The 18,235-nt window shown below is 58.2% G+C and carries 16 protein-coding genes; 10 read left to right on the top strand and 6 right to left on the bottom strand.

Annotation, left to right across the window (positions count from 1 at the left end; translation table 11 throughout):
• Positions 1–14: 14 nt before the first annotated feature.
• From ccoG to hemF, 5 genes are all read left to right on the top strand, one after another.
• A complete protein-coding gene (ccoG, locus tag H4317_RS16265) occupies positions 15–1,424 on the top strand; it encodes a cytochrome c oxidase accessory protein CcoG (RefSeq protein ID WP_185887619.1) in 1,410 nt (469 codons plus the stop codon).
• Between the two features lie 28 nt (positions 1,425–1,452).
• A complete protein-coding gene (locus H4317_RS16260; RefSeq protein ID WP_185887618.1) occupies positions 1,453–1,923 on the top strand; it encodes a FixH family protein in 471 nt (156 codons plus the stop codon).
• Between the two features lie 80 nt (positions 1,924–2,003).
• Entirely contained in the window at positions 2,004–2,732 is a 729-nt protein-coding gene (locus H4317_RS16255; protein WP_185887617.1) for a sulfite exporter TauE/SafE family protein, read from the top strand.
• A 51-nt stretch (positions 2,733–2,783) separates the two neighbouring features.
• Positions 2,784–3,701 (top strand): universal stress protein, encoded by a 918-nt coding sequence (locus tag H4317_RS16250; protein WP_185887616.1) that lies wholly within the window; start codon positions 2,784–2,786, stop codon positions 3,699–3,701.
• A 58-nt stretch (positions 3,702–3,759) separates the two neighbouring features.
• Positions 3,760–4,701: an oxygen-dependent coproporphyrinogen oxidase gene (gene hemF, locus H4317_RS16245; protein WP_185887615.1), complete on the top strand. Its 942-nt coding sequence runs from the start codon at positions 3,760–3,762 to the stop codon at positions 4,699–4,701.
• Between the two features lie 854 nt (positions 4,702–5,555).
• Here the strand turns inward: hemF and clpB are convergent.
• Positions 5,556–8,174: an ATP-dependent chaperone ClpB gene (clpB, locus tag H4317_RS16240; RefSeq protein ID WP_185887614.1), complete on the bottom strand. Its 2,619-nt coding sequence runs from the start codon at positions 8,172–8,174 to the stop codon at positions 5,556–5,558.
• A 232-nt stretch (positions 8,175–8,406) separates the two neighbouring features.
• Between clpB and H4317_RS16235 the strand changes: the two genes are divergently transcribed.
• Positions 8,407–9,279, top strand: a complete 873-nt coding sequence (locus tag H4317_RS16235) for a DUF4238 domain-containing protein (RefSeq protein WP_185887613.1) — start codon at positions 8,407–8,409, stop codon at positions 9,277–9,279.
• A gap of 194 nt (positions 9,280–9,473) precedes the next feature.
• Here H4317_RS16235 and H4317_RS16230 read toward each other — a convergent pair whose 3' ends face one another.
• The 3 genes from H4317_RS16230 to H4317_RS16220 all read right to left on the bottom strand — a co-directional run bounded on the left by H4317_RS16230 (position 9,474) and on the right by H4317_RS16220 (position 12,436).
• A complete protein-coding gene (locus H4317_RS16230) occupies positions 9,474–9,938 on the bottom strand; it encodes a hypothetical protein (protein WP_185887612.1) in 465 nt (154 codons plus the stop codon).
• A gap of 50 nt (positions 9,939–9,988) precedes the next feature.
• Positions 9,989–10,564, bottom strand: a complete 576-nt coding sequence (locus tag H4317_RS16225) for a hypothetical protein (protein ID WP_221899170.1) — start codon at positions 10,562–10,564, stop codon at positions 9,989–9,991.
• Positions 10,565–10,831: 267 nt separating this feature from the next.
• Positions 10,832–12,436, bottom strand: coding sequence for an ABC-F family ATP-binding cassette domain-containing protein (locus H4317_RS16220; protein WP_185887611.1), 1,605 nt, complete (start codon positions 12,434–12,436; stop codon positions 10,832–10,834).
• Between the two features lie 325 nt (positions 12,437–12,761).
• Here H4317_RS16220 and H4317_RS16215 point away from each other — a divergent pair, with 325 nt between their 5' ends.
• Positions 12,762–14,756, top strand: a complete 1,995-nt coding sequence (locus H4317_RS16215; protein ID WP_185887610.1) for a T9SS type B sorting domain-containing protein — start codon at positions 12,762–12,764, stop codon at positions 14,754–14,756.
• Positions 14,757–14,832: 76 nt separating this feature from the next.
• The gene (locus H4317_RS16210; RefSeq protein ID WP_185887609.1) at positions 14,833–15,561 is read left to right on the top strand and encodes a DUF72 domain-containing protein; all 729 of its coding nucleotides are present in this window, start codon (positions 14,833–14,835) and stop codon (positions 15,559–15,561) included.
• A 21-nt stretch (positions 15,562–15,582) separates the two neighbouring features.
• On the opposite strand, the gene H4317_RS16205 is transcribed toward H4317_RS16210, so the two are convergent.
• Both H4317_RS16205 and H4317_RS16200 read right to left on the bottom strand, forming a co-directional pair.
• Positions 15,583–16,530 carry a 1-phosphofructokinase family hexose kinase gene (locus tag H4317_RS16205; protein WP_185887608.1) on the bottom strand — a complete coding sequence of 316 codons (948 nt, stop codon included), beginning with the start codon at positions 16,528–16,530 and terminating at the stop codon, positions 15,583–15,585.
• Between the two features lie 105 nt (positions 16,531–16,635).
• Entirely contained in the window at positions 16,636–17,199 is a 564-nt protein-coding gene (locus H4317_RS16200; protein WP_185887607.1) for a hypothetical protein, read from the bottom strand.
• Positions 17,200–17,351: 152 nt separating this feature from the next.
• On the opposite strand from H4317_RS16200, the gene H4317_RS16195 reads away from it, so the two are divergent.
• On the top strand, positions 17,352–17,492 hold the full coding sequence (locus tag H4317_RS16195; RefSeq protein ID WP_185887606.1) for a hypothetical protein: 141 nt from the start codon (positions 17,352–17,354) through the stop codon (positions 17,490–17,492).
• Positions 17,493–17,647: 155 nt separating this feature from the next.
• On the top strand, positions 17,648–18,172 hold the full coding sequence (locus H4317_RS16190; protein ID WP_185887605.1) for a GreA/GreB family elongation factor: 525 nt from the start codon (positions 17,648–17,650) through the stop codon (positions 18,170–18,172).
• Positions 18,173–18,235: the final 63 nt, after the last annotated feature.

Below are 18,235 nucleotides of genomic sequence, written 5' to 3'. Positions count from 1 at the left end.
GCCTACCACTTGCCATGTCTACCACTGAGTTCAAACCCGACGACTCCTACCGCGACACTATTGCTACGGTAGACGCGGCCGGCAAACGGGTGTGGCTCTATCCTAAGAAGCCCACGGGACGGCTCTACCGCGCCCGCACGTGGATCAGCTACGGGTTGCTGGCGCTGTTGTTTGCCGGGCCCTGGCTGCGCCTGAACGGGCTGCCGCTGCTGATGCTGAACCTGCCGGCACGCAAGTTCATCGTGCTGGGTCAGATTTTCTGGCCCCAGGATTTCTTCGTGCTGCTGCTGGCCTCGCTCACGTTTCTGGTGTTCATCATCCTGTTTACGGTGGTGTATGGGCGGGCTTTCTGCGGCTGGGTGTGCCCGCAGACCATTTTTCTGGAAATGGTGTTTCGGCGCATCGAGTACTGGCTGGAAGGCGACGCACCCCAGCAAAAAGCCCTGGACCGGCGCGAGCTGGACTGGGACAAGCTCTGGCGCAAAACCACCAAGCACGCGCTGTTTCTGCTCATTTCCTTCCTGATTGCCAACACATTTCTGGCCTACATCATCGGCTCCGATGCGCTGGTTAGCATCATCACCGACCCGCTCACGGCGCACCTCGGCGGGCTGACATCGATGGTGATTTTTACGGGCGTGTTCTACGCTGTTTTTGCGCGGTTCCGGGAGCAGGTCTGTACTATTGCCTGCCCCTACGGCCGCTTGCAGGGCGTATTGCTCGACAAAGACAGCTTGGTGGTGGCCTACGACTACCAGCGGGGTGAGCCGCGCGAGAAGCTGCGCAAAAACCAGGCACGCACTGCCGGCGACTGTATTGACTGCCACCAGTGCGTGCAGGTGTGCCCCACCGGCATCGATATCCGCAACGGCGCCCAGCAGCTGGAATGCACCAACTGCACGGCCTGCATTGATGCCTGCAACAGCATCATGGCTATGATTGACCTGCCGCCGAACCTGATCCGGCACGCCTCGGAAAACGACATTGCGCAAGGCCGCAAATTCCGGATTACGGGCCGCATGAAGGCACTGTCCGGGGTACTGGTGGTGCTACTGGTGGCGCTGACGGGCCTGCTGCTGTCGCGGGATAATGTCGCGGCTACCGTGCTACGCACGCCGGGCCAGCTGTTCCAGAAAACCGACCGGGGCACCATCACCAACCTCTACAACATCTCGGTCATCAACAAAACCAACCACCCGTACCCCGTAACGCTGCGGGTGCTGGAGCCGGCGCAGGGCCGGATTTCGCTGGTAGGTGCCAACGGCCTGAAGCTGCCGGCGCAGGGCATAGTGGAAGGCGTGTTCTTTGCCGAGCTGCCCCGCACCGTCCTGCACCGCACCAACCAGGAAATCCGCATTGGGGTGTTCAGCGGCAAGCAGCTCATCACCGAAACCAGCACCAAATTCCTCGGCCCGGTGCAGTAAGCCTGGGCCTGGAAAAGCACTTATCCCCATGACTACTTCTGATTCTACTGCCAAGCGCAGCATCTGGCCCTACGCCATCATTGCCACGTTCGTGCTGTTTGCGGCCTACATCGGCTACATGGTGCAGCAGGCTATGCGTAGCAGCGTAGACCTGGTCAGCACCGACTATTACCAGCAGGAGCTGGCCTACCAGCAGCGCATGGAAACCGAGGCGCGCACAGCCGCCCTGCCCGCCCCCGTCGACCTGCGCTACGAAGCCGCCGCCCAGCGCCTGACCGTGCAACTGCCGGCGGCCCTGGCCGGGAAAGCCGTGCTGGGCAACATCCGGTTTTTCCGGCCCTCCAATCAGAAGCTGGATTTCAGCCTGCCTTTGCAGCCCAATGCCGACCTGCAGCAGCATATCAACACCAGCAAAATGCAGCCCGGCCACTGGCGGGTGCGCCTGGATTTCACGGCCGACCAGCAGGCGTATTTCGTGGAGAAGAAAATCAGCTTCTAGGCTGATTTTCGTCATGGAATGCCTTTGGCCCGCGGCCGTACTTGCTGGCTCTTACAGCACTTCGCTTTATTTTTCTGCTGATGCTTTGGGCCGGCTTTCTGTTCGGGTTACTGGGTAGCTTTCACTGCGTGGGCATGTGCGGGGCCATTGCGTTGGCGCTGCCTGGCGCCAGTGGCACCGGCACTTCGTGGCGCTACGTGGGCGGGCGGCTACTCTACAACCTGGGCCGCACCACCACCTATGCTACACTGGGCGCCGGCGCCGGCCTGCTAGGGCAGGGGCTGCGGCTGGCCGGCGTGCAGCAAAGTCTGTCAGTAGCCTCCGGGGTGCTGATTCTGCTGCTGGTGGCCGTGCCGGAGTGCTACACCGCCCGGCTGGCCGATGCGCTGGGTTTCAGCCGGCCACTGGCCTGGGTGAAAAACACACTGGCCCGCCTGTTTCAGCGGCCGTCGCTGTCGGCACTTTATACTACCGGCCTGCTGAACGGGCTGCTGCCCTGCGGGCTGGTGTATCTGGCCCTGGCCGGCGCGCTTAGCGCCCCAGGCGTAATGGGCGCGGCCGCCTACATGGTCTGCTTCGGGCTGGGTACGCTGCCCCTGATGCTGGGCCTTTCGTTGAGCGGGCAGCTGGTGCCGCTGGTGTGGCGCACCCGCATGCGGCAGGCCGTGCCCTACGCGGCTTCGGTGCTGGCGCTGCTCTTTATTGTGCGCGGACTGGGGCTGGGCATTCCCTATCTGAGCCCTCAGCTTCCGGCCGCTGCCGTGCCCGCCGCCACTGCCCGGCCGCACACCGTGCACTACTGCCACTAGCTTCTCGGCACCTTCCCGAATTCAGGATTTGCACTCTCTCCATCACACGGCATGAAAACCATTCTCGTCCCTCTTGACCACACGGCTGCGGCCGAACACACCCTCGCCTATGTCAACAAGCTGGCCGTGCGCTGGCCGGCGGAAGTCGTGCTGCTGTGCTGCATTCCCGCTACGGATATCGGCCAATCCGCCGCCGACCTGGCCGCCGAGGAACAGCGTCTGCGAAGCCTAGTGGAGCGCCTGCGCTACCAGCAGCTCACCCGCCAGGACGGGCGCCGCATCAAGTACCGCTACCGGGTGCTCAGCGGCTGCCTCCACGACCATGTACGGGCCGAAGCCAGCGCCTGCGCCGCCGACCTGCTGGTGATGGGCCTTGAGCACATTGACTGCGGCCGCCAAGAAGCGCCTGGCAACCACGCCGCCGCCATTACGGAGCTGGTAAGCTGCCCGGTACTGGTGGTGCCGCCCGGCCGCCGGGCTCTGCCCAGCCGCTTGGTTTTCTCCGCCGATTTTGCGTCTCTGCATCTAAACGTGCTGCCCCGGCTTTCGGCCCTGGAAAGTGCCTTCCCTGGCGATGTAGACCTAGTGCAGTTCTATCCGCCTGCGGCGCGGGGGCAGCGCCGCCAGCTGAAACAGGCCCTGAGTCGCGCCAGCACTCAGCTCACCTGGACCACTATTACGCCCCACCTGCTCGAAGACGATGCACCGCTGGAAGCCGTGAGTGAGTTTTGTGCCCGTACGCAGGCCCAGCTGCTCGTGATAGCGCCTACCAGCAGTGCCCAGCTGCTCCAGTATTTCGACTCGTGCTACACCACTACCCGCGCCTACCACACCCAGATTCCGGTGCTGGTACTGCGCACGGCGGAGCGCCCACCCAGCGCCGCCTGCTGCGACCGATGCGCCGAACGGCTGGAGCAGGAGCAGCGCAAGGTGGTGCTACCCAACTACCACGCCGTGCATTGGGCTTAACACTGCCTGTAACAGTAACTGCTGACGCGTTTTTCCTTACTCTTCGCTACTGATTTCCATGTATAGCTCTGCTCCCGAAACCCTTCTTTCTCCGCGCACTTTAGTAGAAAACTGGATGCGCCAGTTTCAGGACTGGCTCTGCCACCGGCTGGAAACGGCCGACGGCAGCGGCGCGAAATTCAGCGAGGACTTGTGGCAGCATGCCGGTGGGGGAGGAGGCCGTACCCGCGTGTTTCAGCACGGCAATGTGCTGGAGAAAGGCGGAGTGGCCTTCTCGGCAGTATGGGGTGAGATGAGCGAGCCAGCGGCCCGGCAACTGCTCATGCCCGACCCGCGCTACTTCGCCACCGGTGTGTCGGTGGTGCAGCACCCGCGCAGCCCCATGGTGCCGATTTCGCACATGAACGTGCGCTATTTTGAGGCCGGCAACGGCGAGGCTTGGTTTGGCGGCGGCCTGGATCTGACTCCGATTTACGTGGACGAGCAGCAAGCCCGCTGGTTTCATCAGCAAATCTGGGAGGTGTGCCAGCGCCACGATGAAAGCTATTACCCACGCTTCAAGCAATGGGCCGACGACTACTTCTACCTCACCCACCGCCAGGAAACGCGCGGCATCGGCGGTATCTTCTTCGACCGCCTCACCGTGGGCAAAGACGGCTCGTTTGAGGAGTTGTTCGCCTTCGTGCAGGATGTAGGCGAAGTTTATGGCCGGGCGTACGGCACCATCATGCGCCAGAATGCCGCCCTGCCCTACACCGAGCAGCAGAAACAGTGGCAGCTGGTGCGGCGCGGCCGCTATGCCGAGTTCAACCTGGCCATCGACCGAGGCACGCGCTTCGGGCTGGAAACCGGCGGCCGCACCGAAAGCATCCTGATGAGCTTACCGCCCCAGGCCGAGTGGCACTACAACCTCACGCCTGAGCTTGGTTCGGCAGAAGCCGCTACCCAGGCCTGGCTGCGCAAAGGTGTCGATTGGTTCACCGACGTTTCCGTGGTATAGTGCGCCTTGTTACGGGCTGCTGCAAATAGTTGAGACTATCTGACTTTACAAGTTAAGTTTTGTAGGAAGCAGAAGAATAATAAGCTTCCCTCAGGAGAATGAGAAGGCCGAAATCAGCCTGAAGAAATCAGACATTATCAGGTTTGGCGCTTGGTGACAGAAACGATAATTCGCTGAGGGATACTTCTATATTTCGAGTGGCAATCAATTTACTCCATTTCGATTATGGCTCGTCCTTCTCACCTACTAAATGTTATTCCGGCAACAGCACATGAGAAGGATGAACCATATTCCGGCTATGTGAAATGGCTTAGCGTAGTGCTTCTAGTGCTGTGGTCCGCTGGAAAGCCATGTTCGGCTCAGCAGACAGAATTGGTATCTAGTCAGATTGTGCCTGCAGCATTACCCCCGCCGTTATACACGCACCCTGATACGGTTCGCGCTCTGCATAATCTTTTCATGAGCAAGCGGAGTACCGGTGGCTGGCTAGCTGGAGGGAGTGCCGTATCGACAGCCGTAGCCGGAATTGGTACGCTAGCTGATAACAATGGTCGAGGATGCGGAGGATACTTCTGCCCTGATGCAACTGCGGCAGCACTAATGATTGGTATTGGCACTGCTCCGGCTTGGGTACCAGCCGTTTTTACGCTCACCAGATTCAGCCGGAAACGTGAGCAAGCCGCCGTAACAGCTTACGAGCAGACGCACAAGCTGCCGCACGTTCTGGAGAAGAAAATGGCCCCCAGATTCTTTAACTCCAACTATCGGTTCAGCCGGAAATAGTAGTTAATCACGCAAAAAAAGCCCCGCCGGCACAACGCCGGCGGGGCTTTTCTATTCAATCTACTCTACGCTTATCCCACAGCGGGCATCTCCACGTTGTTGAAACGGATGCCGCCGTCTTCCAGCACGGCTTCCACCACAGCGTCTTTGCTCACGCGGCCCGAGAGAATGTCCTTCGACAGCTCATTGAGTACCAGGCGCTGGATGACGCGCTTGAGCGGCCGCGCCCCGAAGGTGGGGTCGAAGCCCTGCTCGCCGAGGTAGTCCAGCACCTCGTCGGTGGCGGCCAGGCGGATGCCGGCTTCTTCCAGGCGCTGCTGAATCTGGCGGAACTGGATGTCCACAATCTTGCGGATTTCCTTGCGCTTGAGCGGCTGGAACATCACGATTTCGTCGATGCGGTTCAGGAACTCGGGGCGCATGTGCTGCTTGAGGCGCTCTATCACTTCCTCGCGGGTGCGGTCCACCACTTCGTCGTGGTTGTACTCGTTCAGCTCCTTGAAATTGTGCTGAATGATGTCGGCCCCCGTGTTCGAGGTCATGATGATGATGGTGTTCTTGAAGTTCGCCACCCGACCCTTATTGTCGGTGAGGCGGCCGTCGTCGAGCACCTGCAGCAGGATGTTGAACACGTCGGGGTGGGCCTTTTCGATTTCGTCGAGCAGCACCACCGAGTAGGGCTTGCGGCGCACGGCCTCAGTCAGCTGGCCGCCTTCGTCGTAGCCCACGTAGCCGGGAGGTGCCCCAATCAGGCGCGACACGGCGTGGCGCTCCTGAAACTCGCTCATGTCGATGCGCACCATGGCGTTTTCATCGTTGAACAGGTACTCGGCCAGGGCCTTGGCCAGCTCGGTTTTACCCACGCCGGTGGTGCCCAGGAAAATAAAGGATCCTATTGGCCGCTTGGGGTCCTGCAGCCCGGCCCGGGAGCGGCGCACGGCGTCGCTGATAGCCGCAATGGCCTCCGATTGGCCGGCCACGCGCTTGCCCAACTCGGCCTCCAGGTTCAGCAGCTTCTCGCGGTCCGACTGCAGCATCTTGCTCACCGGAATGCCGGTCCACTTGGCCACCACGTCGGCAATGTCCTCCTGAGTCACTACTTCCTGCAGCATCGAGCCGCCTTCCTTGCCTTTGTCGGCTTCGGCCTGGGCCTGCAGCTCCTTCAGCTTGGCTTCGGCTTCCTGAATCTTGCCGTAGCGCAGCTCGGCCACGCGGCCGTAGTCGCCTTGGCGCTCGGCTTGGTCGGCTTCCAGCTTGTAGCGCTCAATGTTCTCCTTCTCGGTCTGGATGCTGGTGAGGGCCGATTTCTCGTTTTCCCACTGCGCCTTCAGGTCGTCGCGGCGGGCTGAGAGGTCGGCAATGTCCTTGTTGAGTACGGCTTCCCGGTCGTGGTTTTCCTCGCGGCGGATGGCTTCGCGCTCAATTTCCAGCTGCATAATGCGGCGCTGCACCTCATCCAGCTCCACGGGCATGGAGTTCAGCTCGATGCGCAGCTTGGCAGCGGCCTCGTCCATCAGGTCAATGGCCTTGTCGGGCAGAAACCGGTCGGTGATGTAGCGCGAGCTCAGCTCCACGGCGGCAATAACGGCGTCGTCGGTGATGCGCACGCCGTGGTGCAGCTCGTACTTCTCCTTGATGCCGCGCATGATGCTGATGGCGTCCTCCACGGTGGGCTCGTCTACCATCACGGCCTGGAAACGGCGCTCCAGAGCCTTGTCCTTCTCAATGTACTTCTGGTACTCCTTGAGCGTGGTGGCCCCGATGGCGTGCAGCTCGCCGCGGGCCAGGGCCGGCTTGAGCAGGTTGGCCGCGTCCATGGCGCCGTCGCCGCCCGCGCCGGCCCCGATGAGCGTGTGCATCTCGTCAATGAACAGGATAATCTGCCCATCCGAGTCGGTTACCTCCTTGATGACAGCCTTAAGGCGCTCCTCAAACTCGCCCTTGTACTTGGCCCCGGCAATGAGCAGGCCCATGTCGAGGCTCATAATCACCTTGTCGCGCAGGTTTTCGGGCACGTCGCCGGCCACGATGCGCTGGGCCAGGCCCTCCACAATGGCGGTTTTGCCCACGCCCGGCTCGCCCAGCAGCACCGGGTTGTTCTTGGTGCGCCGGCTCAGTATCTGGAGCACCCGGCGGATTTCCTCGTCGCGACCAATCACCGGGTCCATCTTGCCGGTACGCACCTGCTCGTTGAGGTTGCGGGCGTAGCGGTTGAGGCTCTGGTACTGGTCCTCGGCCGACTGCGACGTGACCTTGCGGCCCCCGCGCAGCTCCAGAATGGCTGCTTTCAGGTCTTTCTCGTTGAAGCCGGCGTCCTTCATCAGGGTCGCCACGGCATCCTTACCGCTGAGCAGCCCCAGCAGCAGGTGCTCCACCGACACGTACTCGTCCTGGAACTCCTTGAGGTAGCCGGTAGCGCGCTGCAAAGCGGCGGCAGTTTCGTTGGCGAGGTAGGGCGAGCCGCCGCTCACCTTGGGGTAAGCGGCCACCAAGGCATCGAGGCGGGGCGTGAGGATGTTGAGGTTGGCCCCCAGCTTCTTGGCCACAAACGACAGCACGTTCTCGTCGCTCTGGAACAGGCCCTTCAGCAGGTGGCCGGTTTCAATAGCCTGCTGCTGGTTGGCGCCGGCAATTTCGGTGGCCTTCTGCACGGCCTCCTGCGCCTTGATGGTATAGTTATTAAAGTTCATGGTTTGCTTTCGTCGTAGGGTGAGACTTCGCAGTGGAAGATTCTACGAGGGGACTAGCAAACGGGGTGCGAGGATGGTTTTGCTGACGTTTTGGCGGGCAATACTCTGTATAATATCCCGTATTCGGACAAAAAAGCAGAAATTCATTGGTTATAATTGCTCCATACTCACGAACTTGTCTAGTTTTATCACTTAAAAAGCATTAGACATCCAACGCCTTAATTATTGATTTATGTCAACCCTATCTAAAAAGCACCACTATATCCCTCAGTTCTACTTGAGAGGGTTCACAGATGAGAATGGGTACTTCACAGTCTATGACAAACAATTAAATGTTTTTCGAAAAAGTAGACCTGAAAATGAATTTTATGAGAAACATAGAAATACGACGAATCTTGGCGGCGAAAAAAGTGTAATTGTGGAAAACATGTATTCTCACTTAGAATCTATTTCTGCAATTACAGTAGCGGCAATAGAAAAGTCAACGCATACTGACAAAATCATCACTATAGAAAATATTCTAGGGCTTAAATTTTTTGTTGAAACAATGCGGTGGCGTAATCCAGCTATGGATGAACTATATAACACTATCATACCTAATTTATCGATTGAAGATTTTGGCTTGACACTTCACGGTTGTTCAGAGGAACAAAAGGTAGAGATTAAAGCGCGAATTATGAGCGAGCCTGATATACATAAAATGCTTCGTCCCGCAATAGCAGCAATGGGCCTTAATTCGCCAAAAACAAAAGACGACAGCTATAATGGCTACAAGTGGAATATAACTTACCACGACGGAGGCTTTCCAATTACAGGTGATTTCCCAATCATATTCAACCCAAAGTCAGTAAATGAAGGTCTTGACAATGAACTCATCTTGCCTCTGTCATCAAACCGAACTGTTATTGTCTCCAAGATTCGAAAGGTGAAGCAACTTCCTGATGTATTTTCTATAGAAAAGGACCTTGCTATGATACACCTTGCAAAAAGGTTTGTGTGTTGCAAGCGTGATGACTATTTAAAATTTATGATTAATTACTACAAAGTGCACCAAAATAAAATCAACGATAAATTTTTAGAGAAAATGTTTTTAGATTTATCTTAAGTTGCCTAACCTAAAATGATTAGGCCGATTCTAGGGCCGTTATACCCAATGAAGCCCCGTTTCTCTTAGCGGCGGGCGCAACAGGCGGAGAGGCAGGGGAAGTTGCCATACGAATGTCTAGGAATAGCACACAAAAACGCCCCGTAACCATTCAGGCTACGGGGCGTTGCTTTTGCATATTCAATCAAACTTCCCTACCTCACCTGCCCGCCCAAACCCACGTCAGCCATACTAGCCCGCCGAAACAGCCACCCTGCCGCCACCCACAGCCCGGCAAAAACCGTGTTGAGCACGATTACCCAGAGTACACCCATGTTCAGCTCGGGCCGCTTGATGAGCAGCGCAATGAACGGCACGGCAAACTGTGCAAGCGCCGTAGCAAACATGGCGCGTGCCATGCCCTGCGGCTGGAGTTTCACCACAACCGCCCCGATGAAGCCGACGAGAAGCACCCCACCGTAGAGCAGGTTGACGGGGTTGTCTTCGCTGCCGATGAAGCCTACGGCCAGATTGCCCCACACGAGCAAGAGGGAAGCTACCACTGCCACGCCTACAGCCCATTTGTAGGCGCCACTGCGGCCCCTGCTTGCTACCAACAGATACAGAAGCCCCAGGAGTAGCAGCAGGATGCCAGCCGTCACAACTTGTGCTGTGGTCATTGGAGTATTGCGTAAGGTTTGTGAATAGCGCGGTGTAGTACTCTATGGGTCTAGGCTAGTTGCCGATTTGCACCTGAGCCAGTAGCGCTGGCACGGCGAAACAGCCAACCCGAAACGGCCCATATAGCAGCGAAAACGGCATTAAATACGACCACAGTCAGCAGATGTACGGAGGGTTCGGCAGCGGCCCCCGTAGGCTTCCACACAAACAGCCCGATTAGAGTAACCACCACGTACGTGAGCGACGCTGCGAACATAGCGTTGGACATGCCCAGCGGCTGGAAGCGCGCCACAAAAGCCCCGACGAGTGCTACAATCGGGACGCCGAGATACAGCAGGTTGGCAGGGTTATGTTCGCTCCCGATAAGCCCTACGGCCGCATTTGCCCACACAAGCATGAGCCCCGCTACCACCCCCACGGCCACGGCCAGTTTGTAGGCGGTATTGTTCCACTTCCGCGCAATCAGGACATACGTTGTGCCCGTTCCGAAAAGCAACACGCCAGCAAAGACGAAATCAGAGAAAGTCCAGTTTACTTCCTGGGTAAACTGCATGGCCACCAACGGAATGAGCAGTAGCAGTCCGGTAACCAGCGCAACAATAGAAAGGCTTTTGGTGAGTGTCATGACCGAAGTTGTGTGAAGAATGATAAGGGAAGATTTTAGAGATGAATGCTCCGTAAGCAGCGTACTTGAGGCGCGACAACAGGCACCACCGTGGCAGTGAAACACCGGCGAAAAGTAAGGCTCCGGTACCTGTTCTTGACGGTAGTGTAAGCCCCGCAAGAATCGACATGCGGTAATGTAATGCAAAGAATGTAAAAGAACTTTGTATTTCAAAGTAAAGACGCGCTATTTTATTTTGAGTGGTGTAGGAAACTCAGGAAATGCAGTTTAGGTGCTTGGTGCCGGACTTAGATGGATTGCCCGCTCCACGCCAAGTTGCTGCAGAAACAACTCATCGTGAGAAACCAGGAGTATAGTGCCACGGTAGTCATGGAGGGCGGCGGCCAGGATTTCCAGGTTCTGCAGGTCGAGGTTGTTGGTGGGCTCATCCAGGATAATAAGGTCGGGAGCATGATGGCTGAGGTGGAGGCAGCACAGGAGCAGCCGCATCTTCTCGCCGCCACTCAGCGTGCCGCAGGGCTTGTCCCAGTACGCGGATGTGAACAGGAAACGCGTCAGCCGGATCTTTACCTCGTGCTCCTGCAAGCCTGCCGTGTTGAACTGCTGGGCCTGCGCGTATACCGAAAGCTGAGGCTGGAGCAACGAATATTCCTGGTCGATGAACATTACTTTACTGGCCGCCCGCAGCAGGGTACCGCGGGTGGGTTCTAGTTCCCCAAGCAACAGCCGGAGCAGCGTGGTTTTGCCGGAGCCGTTCAGGCCTTTCAACGCCAGCCGCTCGCCGCTCACAATCTGGAAGCTCAGGTCTTCGGGCCACAGCGGGTGTGGGCCATAGCGGTAGTTGAGGCCGTGGGCATCAAACAGGATTTTGCCCCGGTGCAGGCCCGAGTCATCGAAGCCGAACTTCATCTTGTCGAGGTCGGGCAGTTCTTGGCGTAGCTCACTTAGCTCCTTCGCCAGAGCCTCCACTTTCTCGGCGTGAATGCCTTTGAGGCGGGAAGAGCTATTCTCGGCGCTGTTGCGCATCATGTTGAGCACAATGGTGGGCAGACCAGCCTTGGCTTGGTGCTTCCGGCCCCGGGCATCGAGCTTGTGCTTGCGTTCCAGCGCCTCCCGCTCTGTTTCGCGGGCTTTGCGCAAGGCTGAGGTGCGGCTCTGTACGTCTTGCTGCAAGGCGTTGCTTTCCACCTGTTTTTGCTCAGCGTAGAACTCATACTTGCCACCGTACAGCGTCAGGCCACGCTTGCTCAGCTCACACACCGCGTCGAGCAGGTGCAGCAGCTGCCGGTCGTGGCTTACTACCAGCAGGGTGCTGGCGGTAGTCCGGATGTAGTGATACAGTAGCTGCCGGCCAGCGGTATCGAGGTGGTTACTGGGCTCATCGAGCAGCACCAGCGCGGGCTGATGCAGGGTGAGGCCCGCCAGGAATATCTTGGTTTTCTGCCCGCCGCTGAGGTCAGAGAGGCGTTGGGTGAGGTTCACGTCGGCCAGACCCCAGTGCCGCAGGGCATCGTGGCTGCGTTCTTCCAGTGTCCAGTCGTCGTCCAGGGTAGCCTGGTTGGCTTCCGTGGCTTGGCCGTCCAGAATTTCATGCAGTGCAGCCAACTTGGCATCGATATGCAGCGCCTGCGCCACCGTCCAGGCATCAAACTGCCCGAAATGCTGCGGGACATAATAGGGCGCGGCCTCAGTTTGTATGAGCCCGGTGGTTGGTTTCAGTTCGCCAGCTAGTAGCTGCAATAAGGTAGATTTGCCAGCGCCGTTGTTGCCAATAAGGGCAACCTTCTGGTGGCGGCCGATGGACAGATTCAGGCCATCGAACAGCACGTCTTTGTTCGGGTGATTATACCCAAGGTTTTGTAGTAGTAGCATGAGTTCTTTCGCAAAAAGCAGGAGAATACAGCCACACCTATGGGAGGGTGGCTACTCAGTTTTTGAAAGAAATCAACTATTACATACTCTGGGATTTTGCTGCTTGATAAGGCAAAAGTATGCTTTTCTGTTTACTACATCCCGGTAGGTTGCGCAGCATTGTTAGCAATACCAGTAGCAAGAAGGCTCGCTGATTACCGGACTTCTTATAATAAGCCTTGTTAACAGAAGGTGCTACTAGTAGTCCTCTTGAGGTAGGATCCTGAAGTGAGTGCAACTGTAAACGCTTATCTTAGGCTACACGCTTAGTATCAGCCACAATTCTATGCCAGCTACTCTACTACGGATATGTCTACTCACGCTCCTGTGGCTGGTTGCCGGGCTCCGGACGACCACGGCCACGCATCTGGTGGGCGGTGAGTTGAGCTACGTATATCTGGATGCCAGAGGAACAACGGCCAATCCGTACCGGTATCAGATTACAGCCCGGGTCTATTTCAACAAGGAAGTTGGCTCTGCGGCTCCGAATGGCAGCGCGACTCTGCCCATCACCGTTTTCAGCAAGGAAGCCAATCCGCGGCAGCTGGTACAGGTCAATGTGGGGCGGCGCAGCTTCAGCGAGATTACGCCGGCGCTGTTGCCAGGCTGCACCGAGCGGGCACCACGCGTAACGCTGGCCATCTATGTCACCACAGTTTCGTTGCCGGCTATAAGCCAGGGCTATCTGGCCACCATAATTTCCCGCAACCGCAACGCCGGTATTGCCAATCTGGCCTATTCAGAAGGCAGTGCCATGGCGCTGTCGGTGGATATGACGCCGCCCATGCTGGTCAATTCCTCGCCCGTCTTTTCCAGCAATGCCGGCGCAGTCATCTGCCTTGGCGACACGACGCTCGTGGTGAACAATGCCTATGATGCCGACGGGGACCGGCTCAGCTACAGCCTGGCTACTCCCAATGAAAATGTAGTGCCAGACGCGCCAGTAACTTATGGCCCGGACTTTAGCGCCCAGGCTCCCTTCGGGCCCACGGGCTATGCCGCCGTCGATGCCCGTAGCGGCATTGCGCGCTACCTGGGCACGCAGGTCGGGACCTTTCTGCTCGCCATCGATGTGCGGGAGTTTCGCATAATTAATGGGCAGGAGGCGCTGCTGGGGACCGTACGCCGTGACATTCAGATTACGGTGCGCAACTGCGGCGGTGGCATCAACCAGCCGCCCGTTTTCACGGCAGCCAGCACTGTCCGCCAGGATTTTGTAGTGACCGAAGGACAGGCACTGGATTTCACCGTTACGGCTACTGATCCGGACGCACAGCCGCTGACAATGACGGTAAGCAGTGTACTACTCGATGGCGCTGGCCCAATTGATGCTACTCTGAACGGACAGACCGGCACCGGTACTGGCAGTGCGCCGGGCATCGTCAGCGTAGCTGGCTCCGGTACAGTAGCAGGCATATTCCGGCTGCAAGCTGACTGTGGGCTGGCCCGCGCTGCTCCCTACGATGTGGTTATATCGGTAGCAGACCAGGCCTGCAACAGCAAGTTTGTAGTGGCTGTCTTCCGCATCACGGTGATGGGGGTAGCGCCACCTGCCGGCCTGCGCGGCGACTCGGTGCTGTGTGCTCAGGCGCTGGGCACCTATACGGCGCTGGGGGCAAACTTTCCGCAGTACAGATGGACGGCCCAGGGCGGTACCATAGTAGAGCCAGCCACCGGCCGAACCGTGCAGGTGAACTGGCTGACCGGCGGTACAGGCACCGTCACGGTGCGCGGTATAGCATCGTCCGGTTGTCCCACCGATTCGGTGTCGCGGCAGGTGCAGGTGAAACCAGGGCCCCAAATTACAGGAGCAGGGCTGTATTGTCTGGCAGCTAATAGGGGTCTTACTTACACCATTGAGGGCCCGCTGGGTGCGTACCAGTGGTCTGTGACGGATGGCACCATTGTAAGCGGGCAGGGCACGAACACGGTGTTGGTAGATGTAGTGCGTGGGGCCAGTGCCGTACTGCAGGTAGCCAATCCGGCCCTGACGACCTGTGTTACCTCGCTGCGCATCAGCCCGGACGACGCCTGCCTGGCGTTTTTCAATGTCATCACTCCCAATGGAGACGGCCGCAATGATGTATTCGAAATTCAGAATCTGGAGCGCCACCCCAACACGCAGCTGACCATTTTCAACCGGTGGGGGCGCCAGCTCTATTATTCTGCCGACTACCGCAACGACTACGGCGGCGAAAGCACCAGCGCCGGCATGTATTACTATCTCTGCCAACTGGCCGATGGCACCCGCTACAAAGGCTGGTTTGACGTGGTGCGGTAAGCCATAGGACGAGCGGCAGGAGCACTGCAGCCACGCGTTTTGCGTAAGAGCAGCCACACACTGCATCTGCTCCTGTATGCCTGCTATCTACATCGGTTGCTCCGGCTTTTCTTACCGCGACTGGAAGGGCGTGCTATACCCGGAAGGCCTGCCGCCGCGCAAGTGGTTTGCGTACTACTGCACCCAGTTCAACACCTTGGAAGTAAACGTGACCTTCTACCGGATGCCGGAGCTGAAGGTGTTTGAGGGCTGGTATGCGCAAAGCCCGCCCGACTTCCGGTTTGCTGTGAAAGCGCCGCGCCAGGTAACGCACTACAAGAAATTCAACGCCGAGGCCGCCCCTATACTCTCCGATTTCTACGGCACCGTGCGGGAAGGCCTGAAAGAGAAGCTGGGGCCCGTGCTGTTTCAGCTGCCACCCAAAGCAGCCTACACAGAAGAGTTGCTGGACCGTATTCTGGAACTACTGGACCCAGCGTTTCACAACGTGCTGGAGTTTCGGCATCCGAGCTGGTGGGATGGGGAAATATTCCGGACGCTGGCGCGCCATGGCATTAGCTTCTGCGGGCAAAGCTACCCAGCCCCGCTACCCGACGACGTAATAGTCAATACGCCGCAGGTATACTACCGCTTTCATGGCGTGCCGGTGCTCTACACCTCTGCTTACAGCGAGGAGTTTCTGCAGCGAGTAGCCCAGGAAATTCAGGCTGAGCCAAGCGTAAAAGAAGTGTATGTGTACTTCAACAACGGTATTGGCGGAGCAGGCGTGCTAAATGCCCGGCAACTGCAGAAATTCCTCCCATAGAAGTCGTATGCTCTATGTTGGTCAGGCCGCCATAGGCATAGACTGCAGCAGCCAGCGGTAGAGCTTTTCCACGTCGGCCTTTTTGAACAGTTCTGTGCCGGGGTTCATGGTAGCGGCCGTACCGCACGCTACGCCCAGACGGCCCGTTTCGCGTATCGAGAGGCCCGTAGACAGCCCGTAGACTAAACCCGCCACCATACTGTCGCCGGCCCCCACGGTACTACGCTTTCGCACGGCGGGGGCCGGAATATGGTCTACGGAATCTTTGGTGACGACACAGGCACCCTGGGGCCCGAGCGACACAACCAGAATGTCGCAGTTGCCGCCCTGCACCAGCTTTTGCGCAAATGCCGCCACCGCTTCGTTGTCCAGCTCATCCACGCCCGCCATCTTACTCAGCTCTCCCACGTTTGGTTTGGCCAGATACACGCCTTCGTTCAGCACCTGCTGCAGCGCCGGCCCTGATGTATCGACGACTACCTTGATACCCATTTCCTTGGCCGCATGCACGACGCGCACCAGGAAATCGGGCTCTACACCGGGCGGCAGGCTTCCGCTAATCACCAGGAAATCGGGCTTGGCCGGTAGGCTCCTGAGGGTCGTTAGCACCTGTTGCTGCTCTTCCATGGACAGTTCTGTGCCTGGCATCCCAAAGCGGTACTGCTGGCCGTTGGAGGCATCTACCACGATAAAATTCTCGCGGGTGCGGCTCACCGTTTCCACAGGCATCTGCTGAATCTGCTCCTGGGCCAGCAGCTCGCGTAGCAGCGTGCCAGTAGGCCCGCCCGCGGGAAACACCGCCACCGAGTCGGCGCCTAGCCGCTTCAGTGCCCTCGATACGTTGATGCCGCCCCCACCCGGCTCGAATTTGGGCGTTGCGCACCGTAGCTTCTGGTCCGGAACAATCTGGTCGGCCGTGGTACTCTTATCAACGGTTGGGTTGAGCGTGAGCGTGACGATGTACTGCATGGAGAAGAGAAAATAGGTAGTGAGAAGCCGAAGGAACAGCCGTGGAATATGGCCAACTGGGGGCGGGGTTGGCCGCCCAAGGTAGTGCACGCTACACGGTACGCACTAATTGGCCATAACCTGAAGCTGCTGCAGTAGCAGATAGAGCAGGTGGTAGATTTCCTGCAATTGGCCTGGGTCAGTAAGAGCCTGTTCCTTGGTGAAAGTGAGCAGCACTTCTGCATCGGGGGCGTGGCTAGCGGGTGTCAGCTCAAGGCGCAGCTCCTGATACTTGAGTAGGGTGTGGCGCACAGCCGGATCGGAGAGAAGGAGCGTGCGCAATTCATCCGGGTTGTTGGTCGTAATGATGAAGGCATCGTCCAGTTCTGTGTCGCCAAGTTCTACGTCCGTTAGGCCCAGCAGCTTCCCCAGTTCATGCACCCAGTCCTGCTCGTGCAGGGCAAAATTCAGTGCCTGCTGGCCCGGCACTGTCGCCGTGAATGAGGTGAGTTCATACCCTCCCTCAAAGCCGCCGCCCAGGTCAATGTCTAGCTCGAAGCGGATGCGGAATCCGTTTTGCTGCAGTTCGGCGCTGTATTCCAGCAGGTCGGGTTGCTGGGCCATGTCGGTGGCCACCTGGTGCCAAAGGGCTGTTTCGCTATCAGCGGAGAAGGAGCGGAGCGTGGTCATGGTGAGGGAGGAATAAGCCGTGTACGGTGTACCGGATGAGCCGTGTGGAAGTTGCTGTAGGTGTTTGATTTCTGCCCGGCCAGAGGGCTTGACAATGGGGGGTGAAAATGCGTATCTTCTCTTAGTCAACACACTAACGTTGGCTCCCGACCATGCTGACCAGACAAAGACGACCAATGGGGCTGGCGAATCGGCTCAGCTACCTGCCTTGGTGGGCCTACATTCTGCTGATTCCGGGCTTCTATTTATTCGGCTGGGTTCTGCACCTGCTGGGCGTGATTCCAGGCCAGTAAACCAGTAATTGAGCAACTAGCTGCAAGCCTGCCGCGCGACCCTGCGCTCGGCTACATACCTGTGTGCTAATGGGCGGGCAACCGGCGTGGTAAAGTGCGTCTGGAACGCGGTGCCGCACCATAACCCTAGCTGCAGCCCTGCGTTAGGAAGGGCCATGAGTCGCGCATTTACCAAAGAAGACGATTCGCTGGAGGCGCCGATTGTGCCTTCACGTGCCCCCTTGCCTGCGGGCACTCCCAACTATGTTACGCCGCAGGGCCTGGAGCAGCTACGTGCCGAATTGACTGCCTTAGAAACCGGACGCGCCCGTGCCGAGTCGAACCGCGAAAACGAAGCTGACCGCACCCGGCAGCTGACTATCTACAATGCCCGCATCAGTGCCCTGAATGACCGTATTGCCAGTGCCCGGCTAGTAGACCCCCGCACCCAGCCTCCAACGGAAGTGCGTTTTGGTGCTACCGTTATGCTGCGCACCCGTAGCGGCGGCATATCAGGAGCAGAGCGGCGCTTCACTATTGTGGGGGTTGATGAGGCATCGGTGGCGGACGGCAAAATAGCCTTCACTGCGCCTATAGCGCGCGTAATACAGGGCTGCCAGCTGGGCCAGATTGTGTCGTTGCGGCTGGGCCCGAAGGAGGAAACGGTAGAAATAGCCGAAATCTGCTACGAAGGCGTTTGAATTCCAGGGGTTGCTTCCCAGGCGTACTCGGCGGTTAACTGATGAGTAGTATTATATCCGGCT

This window comes from Hymenobacter sediminicola (genome assembly GCF_014250515.1).
Classification (GTDB): domain Bacteria; phylum Bacteroidota; class Bacteroidia; order Cytophagales; family Hymenobacteraceae; genus Hymenobacter; species Hymenobacter sediminicola.
This window is presented reverse-complemented; position numbering and strand designations above follow the sequence as displayed.

Excerpts from the sequence above, each read along its gene's own strand:
- ccoG (WP_185887619.1), top strand. The coding sequence starts at position 15 with ATGTCTACCACTGAGTTCAAACCCGACGACTCCTACCGCGACACTATT.
- H4317_RS16260 (WP_185887618.1), top strand. The coding sequence starts at position 1,453 with ATGACTACTTCTGATTCTACTGCCAAGCGCAGCATCTGGCCCTACGCC.
- H4317_RS16255 (WP_185887617.1), top strand. The coding sequence starts at position 2,004 with ATGCTTTGGGCCGGCTTTCTGTTCGGGTTACTGGGTAGCTTTCACTGC.
- H4317_RS16250 (WP_185887616.1), top strand. The coding sequence starts at position 2,784 with ATGAAAACCATTCTCGTCCCTCTTGACCACACGGCTGCGGCCGAACAC.
- hemF (WP_185887615.1), top strand. The coding sequence starts at position 3,760 with ATGTATAGCTCTGCTCCCGAAACCCTTCTTTCTCCGCGCACTTTAGTA.
- clpB (WP_185887614.1), bottom strand. The coding sequence starts at position 8,174 with ATGAACTTTAATAACTATACCATCAAGGCGCAGGAGGCCGTGCAGAAG.
- H4317_RS16235 (WP_185887613.1), top strand. The coding sequence starts at position 8,407 with ATGTCAACCCTATCTAAAAAGCACCACTATATCCCTCAGTTCTACTTG.
- H4317_RS16230 (WP_185887612.1), bottom strand. The coding sequence starts at position 9,938 with ATGACCACAGCACAAGTTGTGACGGCTGGCATCCTGCTGCTACTCCTG.
- H4317_RS16225 (WP_221899170.1), bottom strand. The coding sequence starts at position 10,564 with ATGACACTCACCAAAAGCCTTTCTATTGTTGCGCTGGTTACCGGACTG.
- H4317_RS16220 (WP_185887611.1), bottom strand. The coding sequence starts at position 12,436 with ATGCTACTACTACAAAACCTTGGGTATAATCACCCGAACAAAGACGTG.
- H4317_RS16215 (WP_185887610.1), top strand. The coding sequence starts at position 12,762 with ATGCCAGCTACTCTACTACGGATATGTCTACTCACGCTCCTGTGGCTG.
- H4317_RS16210 (WP_185887609.1), top strand. The coding sequence starts at position 14,833 with ATGCCTGCTATCTACATCGGTTGCTCCGGCTTTTCTTACCGCGACTGG.
- H4317_RS16205 (WP_185887608.1), bottom strand. The coding sequence starts at position 16,530 with ATGCAGTACATCGTCACGCTCACGCTCAACCCAACCGTTGATAAGAGT.
- H4317_RS16200 (WP_185887607.1), bottom strand. The coding sequence starts at position 17,199 with ATGACCACGCTCCGCTCCTTCTCCGCTGATAGCGAAACAGCCCTTTGG.
- H4317_RS16195 (WP_185887606.1), top strand. The coding sequence starts at position 17,352 with ATGCTGACCAGACAAAGACGACCAATGGGGCTGGCGAATCGGCTCAGC.
- H4317_RS16190 (WP_185887605.1), top strand. The coding sequence starts at position 17,648 with ATGAGTCGCGCATTTACCAAAGAAGACGATTCGCTGGAGGCGCCGATT.